The sequence below is a fragment of the Streptomyces sp. NRRL F-5650 genome (assembly GCF_000721365.1).
In the GTDB taxonomy this organism is placed as follows: domain Bacteria; phylum Actinomycetota; class Actinomycetes; order Streptomycetales; family Streptomycetaceae; genus Streptomyces; species Streptomyces ardesiacus.
Window position 1 is genome coordinate 44,047 of the sequence record NZ_JOGV01000047.1, and the last position, 12,563, is coordinate 56,609.

The 12,563-nt window shown below is 74.4% G+C and carries 8 protein-coding genes and 2 tRNA genes; 6 read left to right on the forward strand and 4 right to left on the reverse strand.

Annotated elements, in window-relative coordinates; genetic code table 11:
- The first annotated feature begins 158 nt into the window (after positions 1-158).
- Together IG88_RS0131200 and IG88_RS0131205 are read left to right on the forward strand one after the other, a co-directional pair.
- Positions 159-797 (forward strand): SigE family RNA polymerase sigma factor, encoded by a 639-nt coding sequence (locus IG88_RS0131200; protein WP_031048549.1) that lies wholly within the window; start codon positions 159-161, stop codon positions 795-797.
- Between the two features lie 125 nt (positions 798-922).
- Entirely contained in the window at positions 923-2,599 is a 1,677-nt protein-coding gene (locus tag IG88_RS0131205; protein ID WP_031048553.1) for a long-chain fatty acid--CoA ligase, read from the forward strand.
- A gap of 142 nt (positions 2,600-2,741) precedes the next feature.
- Here IG88_RS0131205 and IG88_RS0131210 read toward each other — a convergent pair whose 3' ends face one another.
- Entirely contained in the window at positions 2,742-3,944 is a 1,203-nt protein-coding gene (locus IG88_RS0131210; protein WP_037837109.1) for an MFS transporter, read from the reverse strand.
- A gap of 242 nt (positions 3,945-4,186) precedes the next feature.
- Between IG88_RS0131210 and IG88_RS0131215 the strand changes: the two genes are divergently transcribed.
- The gene (locus IG88_RS0131215) at positions 4,187-4,765 is read left to right on the forward strand and encodes a TetR family transcriptional regulator (RefSeq protein ID WP_031048558.1); all 579 of its coding nucleotides are present in this window, start codon (positions 4,187-4,189) and stop codon (positions 4,763-4,765) included.
- 40 nt (positions 4,766-4,805) lie between these two features.
- On the opposite strand, the gene IG88_RS0131220 is transcribed toward IG88_RS0131215, so the two are convergent.
- The gene (locus IG88_RS0131220) at positions 4,806-9,227 is read right to left on the reverse strand and encodes a PAS domain-containing protein (protein WP_031048560.1); all 4,422 of its coding nucleotides are present in this window, start codon (positions 9,225-9,227) and stop codon (positions 4,806-4,808) included.
- Positions 9,228-9,505: 278 nt separating this feature from the next.
- Positions 9,506-9,964: an SSI family serine proteinase inhibitor gene (locus IG88_RS0131225; protein ID WP_031048563.1), complete on the reverse strand. Its 459-nt coding sequence runs from the start codon at positions 9,962-9,964 to the stop codon at positions 9,506-9,508.
- Positions 9,965-10,167: 203 nt separating this feature from the next.
- Between IG88_RS0131225 and IG88_RS0131230 the strand changes: the two genes are divergently transcribed.
- The 3 genes from IG88_RS0131230 (at position 10,168) to IG88_RS0131240 (ending at position 12,182) form a co-directional block, all read left to right on the forward strand.
- Positions 10,168-10,258: transfer RNA gene (locus IG88_RS0131230), tRNA-Ser, on the forward strand.
- Positions 10,259-10,449: 191 nt separating this feature from the next.
- Positions 10,450-10,522: transfer RNA gene (locus tag IG88_RS0131235), tRNA-Arg, on the forward strand.
- A 172-nt stretch (positions 10,523-10,694) separates the two neighbouring features.
- Complete coding sequence (locus IG88_RS0131240) at positions 10,695-12,182, forward strand: peptidoglycan D,D-transpeptidase FtsI family protein (RefSeq protein ID WP_031048565.1); 1,488 nt, start codon at positions 10,695-10,697, stop codon at positions 12,180-12,182.
- Between the two features lie 22 nt (positions 12,183-12,204).
- Here IG88_RS0131240 and IG88_RS0131245 read toward each other — a convergent pair whose 3' ends face one another.
- Complete coding sequence (locus IG88_RS0131245; RefSeq protein WP_031048567.1) at positions 12,205-12,558, reverse strand: winged helix-turn-helix transcriptional regulator; 354 nt, start codon at positions 12,556-12,558, stop codon at positions 12,205-12,207.
- Between the last annotated feature and the right edge of the window lie 5 nt (positions 12,559-12,563).

Sequence of the window (12,563 nt, forward strand, 5' to 3'; positions counted from 1 at the left end):
CCGGCCCCGGGGGGCCTCAGGGTCAACCCGCAGTACGCGGCCTCCCCCACTCCACCTACAGGAGGTGGGGCCACCACCACCCCTACAACCTGAGGGGGACTCCGCTTCGGGACCTGCGGCCGATCCGCCGGAGGCCCTCTCGCTCATAGCGTTGAGCCATGACCGCACCTGTCTGCACCAGCGCTTCGAACGCCGCCACCGCCACGGCGCCGGCCATGGCGATGGCCACGGCGTCGGCCCCGGTCCCGGCCTCCGCCGCCGCCCTGGCCATGGCCGCCACGGGGGCGCAGACCTTCTCGTACCCGTCGTTCTCGTCGTACGTCGAGACCCGCCAGCCCGTGCTGCTGCGCACCGCCCGCTCGCTCACCGCCAACCCGAGCGACGCGGAGGACCTGCTGCAGACCGCGCTCACCAAGACGTACGTCGCCTGGGAGCGCATCGAGGACCATCGCGCCCTGGACGGCTACGTGCGCCGGGCGCTGGTCAACACCCGGACCTCGCAGTGGCGCAAGCGGAAGGTCGACGAGTTCGCCTGCGACGAGCTGCCCGAGCCGGAGCCCGCGTCCGGCGGCGACGACCCGGCGGAGCGGCAGGCCCTGCGCGACGCGATGTGGCGGGCGGTCATGAAGCTGCCCGCACGGCAGCGGGCCATGGTCGTCCTCAGGTACTACGAGGACCTCAGCGAGGCCCGGACGGCCGAAGTGCTGGGGGTTTCCGTGGGCACCGTGAAGTCGGCGGTCTCCCGTGCCCTCGGCAAGCTCCGTGAGGACCCTGAGCTGGGCTTTGTCCGGTCCTGAGTCGGTCCGTGACCCCTGGGCGGGACCGTGTGTCCGCCCCCGCCCGGTGATCGATCACCCGGGAGTAGTGACATACCGCGCGGTATGTGCGCAGAATCAGCGCAACCCTTACCGCCGCGTAGGCAATGTCGCCCCGGGAGGACACCGTGCTGAGCACGATGCAGGACGTACCGCTGCTGATATCGAGGATCCTGGCCCACGGGTCGACCATCCACGGCAGCTCGCAGGTGACCACCTGGACCGGTGAGGACGAGCCGCACCGCCGCTCCTTCGCCGAGATCGGCGCCCGTGCCGCCCAACTGGCGCACGCGCTGCGCGAGGACCTGGGCGTCGGCGACGACGAGCGCGTGGCGACCCTCATGTGGAACAACGCCGAGCACGTCGAGGCCTACTTCGCGATCCCCTCCATGGGCGCGGTCCTGCACACCCTCAATCTCCGCCTCCCGGCCGAGCAGCTCGCCTGGATCGTCCACCACGCCGCCGACCGGATCGTGATCGCCAACGGTTCGCTGCTCCCGCTGCTCGCCCCCCTGCTGCCGCATCTCAAGACCGTCGAGCACGTCGTCGTCACCGGGCCGGGCGACCGCTCGGCGCTGGACGGGGCCGCGGTCCAGGTGCACGAGTACGAGGAGCTGATCGCGGGGAAGCCCACCGCGTACGACTGGCCCGAGCTGGACGAGCGGTCCGCGGCCGCCATGTGCTACACCTCCGGCACCACCGGCGACCCCAAGGGCGTGGTCTACAGCCACCGCTCCATCTACCTGCACTCCATGCAGGTCAACATGGCCCAGTCGATGGGGCTGACGGACGAGGACACCTCACTGGTCGTGGTCCCGCAGTTCCACGTCAACGCGTGGGGGCTGCCGCACGCCACCTTCATGACCGGCGTCAACATGCTGATGCCGGACCGCTTCCTGCAGCCCGCGCCCCTCGCGGCGATGATCGAGGGCGAGCGGCCCACCCACGCCGCCGCCGTCCCCACCATCTGGCAGGGCCTGCTGGCCGAGCTGACGGCCAGGCCGCGCGACGTCTCCTCCCTCACCCAGGTCACCATCGGCGGCTCCGCCTGTCCGCCCTCCCTCATGGAGGCGTTCGACGCGCTCGGGATGCGGGTCTGCCACGCCTGGGGCATGACGGAGACCTCGCCGCTCGGCACGGTCGCCCGGCCGCCGGCCCACGCGATCGGCACCGAGCAGGAGTTCGGCTACCGCGTCACGCAGGGCCGCTTCCCGGCCGGTGTCGAGGCCCGCCTCACCGGGCCCGGCGGCGAGCGTCTGCCCTGGGACGGCGAGTCCGCCGGTGAGCTGGAGGTGCGCGGCAACTGGATCGCCGGCGCCTACTACAACGGCCCCGGCGCCGAGCCGCTGCGTCCCGAGGACAAGTTCAGCGAGGACGGCTGGCTCAAGACGGGCGACGTCGGCACGATCTCCCCGGACGGCTTCCTCACCCTGACCGACCGGGCCAAGGACGTGATCAAGTCCGGCGGCGAGTGGATCTCCTCCGTCGAGCTGGAGAACGCGCTGATGGCCCACCCGGACGTGGCCGAGGCCGCGGTGGTCGCCGTCCCGGACGACAAGTGGGGGGAGCGCCCGCTGGCCACCGTCGTCCTCAAGGAGGGCGCCGACGTCGACTTCGCCGCCCTGCGGACCTTCCTCGCCGAGGACGGCAAGATCGCCAAGTGGCAGCTCCCGGAACGCTGGACGGTCATCGATGCGGTGCCGAAGACGAGTGTCGGCAAGTTCGACAAGAAGGTGCTGCGCCGGCAGTACGCCGACGGCGGTCTCGACGTCACCCGCCTCTGACCGGCGCGCCCACCCGGTGGTGCCGGGCGGCGGAACCCACGGCTCCCCGCCCGGCAACGCCGCCGCCCGCCCACGGCGGCTCTCCGGCGTCCGCACCGCGCCGGGCTTACGGCGTCCTCACCGCGTCAGGCATACGGCGTCCTCACCGCGCCGGGCGTACGACCGTGGCCGTCCACCCCAGCGCCAGCCACGCCCCCGCCACCGCGCACACGCCGCCCCAGCCCCAGTGGCCGAACGCGGGGCCCGCGAGGGCCGAGGCGAGCGCGCCGCCCGCGAAGCCCGCGACGACGTAGGCCGTGTTGGCGGTGGCCGGGGCCGAGGTGGTCGTCAGGGCGAGGGTCTGGTTGGCGACGTGCGAGGCGACCAGGGCGGCGTGCACCAGGACGGCGGCCGCGCACAGGGCCGCCATCGCCTGCCCGCCCAGCCAGAACAGCGGCACCGACAACGCGGCCAGCGCGTACGCGGACCGTACGACCCTGGCGGCGCCGAACCGGTCGACCAGGCCCCCCGCGAGCGGTGCGACCACGCTCGCCGCCAGCCCGAACAGCCCGAACAGGCCGGCCGCGGCGGTGGTCATGCCGTAGCCCTCGTCCTCCGTGAGGAGCAGCGCGAGCGAGGTCCACAGGGCGCTCCAGGCGCCGTACATCCCGGCCTGGCGCACGCACGCGCGCCACAGGTCGGGCGAGCGGCGCACCAGGCCCGGTATCGCGACGAGCCCCGCGAACAGCGGGCCCCTCCGCCGCCGCCGCTCCACGGGCAGGACGTACGCCGTCGCGAGTCCCAGTACGGCGGTCAGCACGGCGGCCCCCACGAACACCGCGCGCCAGCCGAAGGCCTGCCCGGCGAGCCCGCCGAGCACCCGGGCGGCGACGATGCCGGTGAACAGTCCTCCGATGACTGCGGCGACGTGCCGGGCCCGGCGGTCGGCCGGGGCGCGCTCGGCGACCAGCGGGACGAGTAGCTGCGGGACGACGGTCGCGGCCGAGGCGACCAGGACGGCGCCCGCGAGCGCGCCGGTGCCGGCCGACGCGGCGGCGGCGAGCAGCGCACCCGTGGCGACCAGCGAGAGGACGGCGACCAGGCGGCGGCGGTTCACGCTGTCCCCGAGCGGGGCGAAGAAGAGCAGGCCGGCCGCGTATCCGAGCTGTGCGACGGAGGCCAGCCAGGCGACCGCCGACGGCGTGGAGCCCATGTCGCGGGCGATGAGGGGGAGCAGCGGCGCCGCGAGGTAGATGTTGGCGGCCGTGACGGCGGTGCACAGGGCGATCAAGGGGAGGAACAGCCGGGTGGCGGCCCCGGCAGGGCCCGCGTCCCCGGACGGACCGCTTCTACCGGACTGGTCCATGGGGGCGGTCCGCCGGAGACCGGTCTGCGGCGGCGTGGCGGAAGCGGTGGCGGAGGTGGAGGTGGTGGCGGCGGAGGTGGAGGCGGGGGCAGGGGGTGTTGACGGCATGGGCGGAGCGACTCCTTCGAGCGCACACTGACAACTAACTGGTTGGTTGGAAGTAACTCCCGGAGTCTCGCCCGCATTCCCGAACCCTGTCAACCAAATAGTTGGTTACCGTCCGCTCCCGCTACCCTGGCCCCATGGCAGCAAGGGACCCCGAGGCCACCAAGGCCCGGATCTTCGAGGCGGCGGTGGCGGAGTTCGCCCGCCACGGCATCGCGGGCGCGCGCATCGACCGCATCGCGGCCGAGGCCAAGGCCAACAAGCAGCTCATCTACGCCTACTACGGCAACAAGGGCGAGCTGTTCGCGTCCGTGCTCGAGAAGAAGATGCTCGACCTCGCGATCTCCGTCCCCGTCGACCCGGACGACATCGAGGGCTGGATCGACCGCCTGCTGGACTACCACGCCGCCCACCCCGAGCTGCTGCGCCTGCTCTTCTGGGAGGGCATGGAGTACGGCACGGCCGAGCTGCCCCACGAGGCCGAACGCCAGGCGCACTACGCCCGCAAGGTCGCCGCCCTGCGCGACGGCCAGGAGCGCGGCGTGATCACCGGCGCCATCCCGGCGCCCGACCTGCTGTTCCTGCTGGTCGCGATGGCCAACTGGGCGGTGGTCGTGCCCCAGATGAAGCGCATCCTCGTCGGCGGCGAGGACGGCGACGGCGACCGCCTGCGCGACTCCATCAAGGAGGCGGCCCGCCGGATCGTCGAACGCTAGGACCGGCTCGCCGGGGCGGTAGGACCGGGCCGCCGGGGCCTCAGTTGGTCCCGATCCGCGCGAGCAGCTCGACGATCCGGGACTGCACCTCACCGCTGGTGGAACGCTCCGCCAGGAACAGCACCGTCTCGCCCGAGGCCAGCCGCGGCAGGTCGTCGTGCTCGACGGCCGCGGTGTAGACGACCAGCGGGGTGCGGTTGAGCTGCCCGTTGGCGCGCAGCCAGTCGACGATCCCGGCGGCGCCCTCCTGGCGCCGCTGCACCCGCATCAGGTCCATCACGACCAGGTTCGGCCGGAACTGGCCCGCCAGCGTCACCGCGTCGGCGTCGCTCGCCGCCCGCGCCACCTGCATCCCGCGCCGTTCCAGCGCCGCGGTCAGCGCCAGCGCGATCTCCGCGTGCTCCTCGATCAGCAGCACGCGCGGCGGGTGCTGCTCGCTGTCCCGGGGCGCGAGCGCCTTCAGCAGGACGGCGGGATCGGCACCGTAGGCCGCGTCCCGCGAGGCCTGTCCGAGCCCGGCCGTGACCAGCACCGGCACCTCGGCCGCCACCGCCGCCTGGCGCAGCGACTGGAGCGCCGTACGCGTGATCGGTCCGGTCAGCGGGTCCACGAACAGCGCGGCCGGGAACGCCGCGATCTGCGCGTCGACCTCCTCGCGCGAGTGCACGATCACCGGCCGGTAGCCGCGGTCGCTGAGCGCCTGCTGCGTCGAGACGTCCGGCGCGGGCCAGACCAGCAGCCGACGCGGGTTGTCCAGCGGCTCCGGCGGCAGCTCGTCGTCCATCGGCTGCGGGCGCGGCGGGTCGGCGACCTCGACGGCACCGCCGGGCCCGTCCAGCGGCTCGGGCCCCTCGGCGGCGTCGCGGTCCGGTGCCCCTATGGCGTAGGACCGCCCGGCGCCCTCGGTGACCGGTGCGAGCCGTCCCTGACCGCCGGCCAGGGGAGGCTGCTCCGGGGGCTGCGGCTGGGTCTGCTTCTTCGGCTGGGCGGCGGGCAGCGGCGTGCCGGGGGGCTGCGCGCCGGGCGGCTGCTCCGTGGCCGGGTGCGGGCGGGCGGCCGGTGCCGAGGCGCCGGCGGCCGGGTCGGGCGGCGTGCCCAGCTTGCGGCGCCGTCCACCGCCGCCAGGCTGGTGCGGGGCGGGCGTCGCCGACGGCTGCTGCACCTGGACCGCCTGGCGGTTGAAGGGCACGCCCTGGCCCAGGGTGCGCACGCTGATCGCCCGTCCCTGCGTCGAGTTCGGGTCGGCCGGCGCGGACGCCTCGGCGGGCAGCGGCTGGGCCGCGCGCGGGGCGGGCGCGTTCTCGGGCGGCAGCGGGGTGCCCCGGCTCGGCGTGGTGGCGGGCACGCCCCGGGGGGCTGCTGGTGCCGCTGGGGCGGAGGGCGCGGGAGGAGCCGCGGGGGCCGTCGGGCCTCCGGCGGCCGCGGTCCCGGCGGCAACCGCGGGCGGTACGGGGGCGCCGGTGCCCTGGACGTCCCCGGCCGCGGGCCACGGCTGCGGCGCGGGGCCGGGCCGGGCCGGGGCGGCGGGGGCCGCGGTGCCGGGGTGCGGTGCGTCGGGGAGCGCGGCGCCGATTCCGGCCGTCCGGGGCACCTGCGGCGCGGCCGGGGGCGGCACCGGGGCGCCGTGCACCGGCGTCGGCGTCCCCTGCGTGGGGCCGCCCTGCACGGGGACGCCCTGCGCGGGAGCGGGCTGCGCGGGAGCGGGCTGCGCCGGTCCCTCGGCCGGCCGGGGGACCCCGGCCCGGCGGCGGCGACCGGTGGGCGCCTCGGCGGGGTGCGGCTGCGGCGGCGTGTGGTCGTCGGCCTGGTCGTGCGGCACGGCGTCGTGGCGGCCGTCGTCGGGCAGGACGTCACCGGGCGCGGCGGGGCCGGGTACGGGAACCCGCCCCGGTTGCGCCTGTGTCTGTGCCTGCGCCTGGCCCTGCGCCTGCGTTCGGGCGGGCCCCTGCGCCTCGGCGCCCGTCTCGGCAGGCCCGTCGGAGGGACGGTCAGCGTCGGCGGGCGGCAGGGCGAACACCTGGCGCGGCGCGGCCTCCTGCGCCGCCGCACGCTCGTTCGCGGAGGCGAGGGCACGGCGTCGGCGTCCCGTCGGCCGGTCCGTGTGCGCCGGGTCCACGGGGTCCGGCGCACCGGCCTGCGCGGGCAGGGCCGGGGGCAGCGCGTGCTGCTCACCGCCGTCCTGCCCGGCCCGGCGCCCGGCGGGCGGTGCGGGCACGCCCTGCGGCGGTACGGTCCCGCCCAGCCCGGTGTTGGACGCGGCGGAGCCCGCGCCGTGCTCACCGGCCATGACGACGGCACCCTCGGACACCCCGGCGGGCGCCCCCTGCGCGACCTCGGCGCCCGGGCCCTCCGCGGGCCGCCCGCGCCGCCGTCCGGTGCCACCGGCTCCGGCTCCGGCCCCTTCACCCGGCCCCGCCTGCGCGGGCACGGGAAGCGCAGCCGGAGCGGCGCCCTGCACCTGCCCTTGGACCTGCCCCTGGGCCTGCATCCCGGCCTCGGCCTGCGCCGCGCGCCGCCTGCGCCGCCCGGTCGGCGCGGTGTTCTCCGCCTCCGGTCCGGCACCGCCCTCGGCCGGCGCGCCCGCGACCTCGCTCTCCAGGAACGCGTCGACGGACGCCCGGCGCGCCCGCCGCCGCCCGCCTCCGGCGGCCGGCTCCCGCACGGCCACGGCGTTGTCCCCCGGGCCCGCGCCCGCGCCCGCGCCCGCGGCACCGACGCCGTCGGCCGGGACGGCGGGCTGGGCGGGCTCGGCGGGGACCGCTCCGACGGGCGCGGTGCCCGGGGCCGCGACCGCTCCGGCCCCGCCCCCGATCGGCACCTCCAGCACGAACGCGCTGCCGCTCATGCCCGGCACCTCGTGCGTCTGCAGCACGCCACCGTGCGCCCGCACGATCCCGCGCACGATCGGCTCGTGCACCGGGTCCCCGCCGGCGTACGGCCCGCGCACCTCGATGCGCACCACCTCGCCGCGCTGCGCCGCCGCCACCACGACGGTGTTGTCCAGGTACCCGCCCGTCGCCGACACGGGCGAGTTGCCGGTGGCGTCGACGCCCGCGACGTCCGCGACGAGATGGGCGAGCGCGGTGGCCAGCATGCGCGGGTCGACCTCGGCCTCGATCGGCGGCGCGTGCACGGCGAACTGCACCCGGCCCGGACCGATCAGCTCCACCGCCCCGTCTACACCCGCGGCGACGACGGCGTCGAGCATCACCTTCGTACGGGCGACCTGTTCGGTGCCGGCGTCGAGGCGCTGGTAGCCGAGGACGTTGTCGATGAGGGTGGTGATGCGCGAGTAGCCGGCCGACAGGTGGTGCAGGACCTGGTTGGCCTCGGGCCACAACTGCCCCGCGTCGTCCGACGCCAGCGCGGCCAGCTCCCGGCGCAGCTCGTCCAGCGGCCCGCGCAGCGAGTCCCCGAGGAGGGTGAGCAACTGCTCGTGCCGGCCGGCGAGCGCCTCGTACCGGTCCTTCTCCCGCTCACCGAGGGCGGCGTAGCGGTCGGCGTCCGCGGCGACCTCCTCCGCGTGCTGCTCCCGCAGCTCCTCCAGCTCGGCGACGTGCCGCTGACGCAGCGCGGTCAGCTCGGAGGCGTGCTCCTCGGCGAGCCGCTCCAACTCCTCGGCGTGCCGCCGCTCCGCCTCCTCGTGCTCCTTGACGAGGGCGTCGTAGGGACGCCGGTCGGTGAAGGTCATCACGGCGCCGACGAGCTGGTCGCCGTCGCGCACGGGCGCGGTGGTCAGGTCGACCGGCAACTGGTCGCCGTTCTTGGCGAACAGCACCTGCCCGCGCACCCGGTGCTTGCGTCCGGAGCGCAGGGTGTCGGCGAGCGGGGACTCGTCGTACGGGAACGGCGAGCCGTCGGCGCGCGAGTGCAGGACGAGGGTGTGCAGCTCGCGCCCGCCCAGTTCACCGGCGCGGTAGCCCAGGATCTGGGCGGCGGCCGGGTTGACGAGGACGATCCGCCCGTCGGTGTCGGTGCCGACGACGCCCTCGGAGGCGGCCCGCAGGATCATCTCGGTCTGCCGCTGGGAACGGGCCAGCTCGGCCTCGGTGTCGACGGTGCCGGAGAGGTCGCGGACGACGAGCATCAGCAGCTCGTCGCCGGTGTAGCCGTAGGTGTCGTAGGCCTGTTGGCCGGTCTCCAGGTTGGCGCTGGTGACCTCGACGGGGAACTCGCTGCCGTCGGTGCGCCGCGCGACCATCCGGGTCGGCTTGGTGCGGGCCCGCGGGTCGATGTGGTCGGGGCGGCGCATGGACCCGGGGATGAGCCGCGAGTCGAACTGCGGCAGCAGGTCCAGCAGTCCCCGTCCGACCAGCGCGGTGCCCGGCGCCTCGAACGCCTCCAGCGCGATGGTGTTCGCGTTGACCACGGTGCCGTTGGCGTTGACCAGGACCAACGCGTCAGGCAGCGCGTCCAGTATGGCTGCGAGGCGAGCAGCGCCTCGGGATGGCCTGCTGCTCACGAGACGCTTCCCTCCTGTTACCGCACTTCCCGACCGCCTGGGCCATCTTGCCCATCGGCCCCCAGGGTGTCACGCGAGGGAGTCTAAGGGTTGGGGCCCGGCGGGCGGGGTGGGATGGGACGGAGGTCGCACGAGGAAGTGACGCAGAACATGTGACCGATGACCGCCGGGCCCGGCGCATGTCGCCGTCCGCTCCGTGCCGCCGTCCGCTCCGCGCTGCCGTCCACCCCGTGTCGCCGTCCGCCCCCCTGCCGCCGTCCGCCCGTGCGACCGGGACTCTAGGACCGGGCCGGGCCCCCGAGGTCGGGCAGCAGCGGCACCATGCGGTCCCAGCGGGAGATCTCGCAGCCGTCGCGGCGGTCGTACGTGGTGTCGACGGGGCGTCCGGCCCAGACGCCGGTGACGTGCGCGGTGGCCGGGCCGCCGTACTGCATGGTGCAGACGCTGCCCTCGGGCACCGGCGCGAAGGTGTCGCGGCCCCACCGGGTGTCGCCCTCGACGGCGGCGCAGGCGCCCTCCGGGTCGGGGTGGTCGCCGGCGGCGGGGTGGCAGGACAGCTCGTACGTGCCGTCCAGCTCCGGGCCCGCGTTGCGGACGGTGACCGTGAGGTGGTCGCCCTCCGGAGCGCCGGGGCCGGCGGCGGCCGGGTGCGCGGCGCAGACGGCGGCGAGGGTGGCGGCGGACAGGGCGGCGGCGCCGAGGAGGCGGGCGGCGGGGGTGCGGGAGACCTGGAACATGACCTGACCAACGCGCGGGGCGCCCGGACGTTGCGCGACCGGGCCGGCGGTCCGTCCGTGCGGACGCCGCGACCACGCCGTAAGGGCTTTGCCCTGCGGGCTTCCCGCCTAGTACCGTGGGGGCCGATTGGTGACAGCGCGCTCTACTGTGTCATCATCGGCACGCGCCACTCGCGCTCGCACGCGAGGTGGTGATGTTGTCTGGAGGCGTCGCCTAGTCCGGTCTATGGCGCCGCACTGCTAATGCGGTTTGGGGCTTACCCCCCATCGAGGGTTCAAATCCCTCCGCCTCCGCACCTTCACCGAAGCCCCGGCCCCACGGCCGGGGCTTCGGTGTTTGCCGACCGGACCCGAGTGGCGTTTGGGCAGGTCACAAGGGGTGTGGCCAATGGATTTCACATGACGGCGGCAGTCATGTAATGTTCTTCCTGTCGCCGCGAGCGGGCCGGAAGGGCCGGGAGCGGCGGTAAAACTGAAAAAGACAAGCACTCGTAGCTTAACGGATAGAGCATCTGACTACGGATCAGAAGGTTGCAGGTTCGAATCCTGCCGAGTGCACATGATTCAAAGACCCCGCCGGATTCCCCGGCGGGGTCTTTGGCATCGGTGGGCCGCGTGAGCGGGCGGCATCGGTGCTGATCCACCTTTCCAACTGTGTCTAGGGTGAGCCCATGTTGAGAGGACCCGTCTTGATATCCGACCGGCAGCCGAGCCCCGACGGAGGACGACGGTGAACAAGCCGCTGAGGGCCGTGGCGATCTTCTGCGGGCTGCTGGTGCTCGGCCTGCTGATCCGCGCGAACTGGCTGCAGTACGTCCGGGCCCCGGAGCTGGCGTCCGACACCGCCAACCGGCGGGTGCAGATCGAGCAGTTCGGCACGCCGCGCGGTGACATCGTCGTCGGCGGACGAGCCGTCACCGGTTCCACGGAGACCGAGGGCACCGACCTCAAGTACAAGCGCACCTACGCCAACGGGCCGATGTACGCGCCGGTGACCGGGTACGCCTCGCAGGCCCAGGGCATGACGCTGCTGGAGAAGACCTACGACTCCATCCTCACCGGCAAGGACGACCGGCTGGCCTTCCAGCGGTTCGCCGACGTGGTCAGCGGCGAGGGGCGGCGGCCCGGGTCGGTGGTCACCACCATCGACCCGAAGGCGCAGAAGGCCGCCTGGGACGGGCTGACCGACCTGAAGGGCGCGCGGGGGGCCGTGGTCGCCCTCGACCCGCGCACGGGGAAGGTGCTGGCGCTGGTCTCGGCGCCCTCCTACGACCCGGCGACGTTCGCGGGCAGCACCTTCAAGGACTCCGACCGCTTCGTCGCGCTCGACAAGAAGAAGAACAAGCCGCTGGCCAACCGCGCGCTGCGGGAGACCTACCCGCCGGGCTCCACCTTCAAGATCCTCACCGCGGCCGCCGCGCTCGAGCACGGCATCGTCACCGACGTCGACGCCCGCACCGACGCCGTCTCCCCGTACCCGCTGCCGCAGTCCACCAACAAGATCGGCAGCGAGGCCGGCGACGCGGTCTGCAACAAGGCCTCGATGAAGACCGCCATGCAGCACTCCTGCAACAACGTCTTCCTCGACGCCGCCTCCAAGCTGGGCCAGGACAAGCTGCGCGAGACGGCCGAGAAGTTCGGCTTCAACGAGGACGTCTACTCCGACGACTTCGGCGACCTGCTCGCCACCAAGAGCCTCTACCCCGAGAACCTCGACGCGCCGGGCACCGCCCTCACCGGCATGGGCCAGGGCAGCCTGACCAGTACGCCGATGCAGATGGCCATGGTCACCGCGGGGATCGCCAACGACGGCAAGGTGATGCAGCCGTACATCGTCGACGAGGTCAAGGGCCCGGACCTGGACACCCTGGAGAAGACCGAGCCCGCGACGATGAGCGAGGCCGTCTCCGCCGAGACCGCGCAGAAGGTCCAGGAGATGATGGAGTTCACCGCCAAGGAGGGCAGCGCGCGCCGCGCCCAGATCGACGGCATCACGGTCGGCGGCAAGACCGGTACCGCGCAGCGCGGCGTCAACGTGAACGACGAGGTGCCGTACGGCTGGTTCGTCTCCTACGGCAAGAAGGACGACGGGTCCTCGGTCGCCGTGGCCGTGTTCATCGACCCGACCGACATGGAGATCTCCCGCCAGGACATCTCCGGCGGCGGGCTCGGCGCGCCCATCGCCAAGCGGGTGATGGAGGCCGTGCTGAAGCCGTGACGCCGGTTGGGGCGACGGTGGGTCAGGGCCTCGCCGCGTCGTAGGCCTCGCGGGCCCGCTCGACCGCCGCCAGCCTCCGCTCCGTCCAGCGCGCCAGGTCCCGGACCTGCTCGGCGGCCTCGCGGCCGAGGCCGGTGAGGGAGTAGTCCACGCGGGGCGGGATCACGGGCGTGGCCTCCCGGTGCACGAGGCCGTCGCGCTCCAGCGTCCGCAGGGTCTGGGCCAGCATCTTCTCGCTGACCCGGCCGATCTCGCGGCGCAGTTCGCCGAAGCGGTGGGGGCGGTCCAGCAGGGCGATGAGGACCAGGGTGCCCCAGCGGCTGGTGATGTGCTCCATGACCAGCCGCTCCGGGCACATCGCTGCGCTTTCTGCCATGACCG

What these genes read in the sequence shown, in the direction of transcription:
- IG88_RS0131200 (WP_031048549.1), top strand. Translation starts at nt 159, where the DNA reads ATGACCGCACCTGTCTGCACCAGCGCTTCGAACGCCGCCACCGCCACG.
- IG88_RS0131205 (WP_031048553.1), top strand. Translation starts at nt 923, where the DNA reads ATGTCGCCCCGGGAGGACACCGTGCTGAGCACGATGCAGGACGTACCG.
- IG88_RS0131210 (WP_037837109.1), bottom strand. Translation starts at nt 3,944, where the DNA reads ATGGACCAGTCCGGTAGAAGCGGTCCGTCCGGGGACGCGGGCCCTGCC.
- IG88_RS0131215 (WP_031048558.1), top strand. Translation starts at nt 4,187, where the DNA reads ATGGCAGCAAGGGACCCCGAGGCCACCAAGGCCCGGATCTTCGAGGCG.
- IG88_RS0131225 (WP_031048563.1), bottom strand. Translation starts at nt 9,964, where the DNA reads ATGTTCCAGGTCTCCCGCACCCCCGCCGCCCGCCTCCTCGGCGCCGCC.
- IG88_RS0131245 (WP_031048567.1), bottom strand. Translation starts at nt 12,558, where the DNA reads ATGGCAGAAAGCGCAGCGATGTGCCCGGAGCGGCTGGTCATGGAGCAC.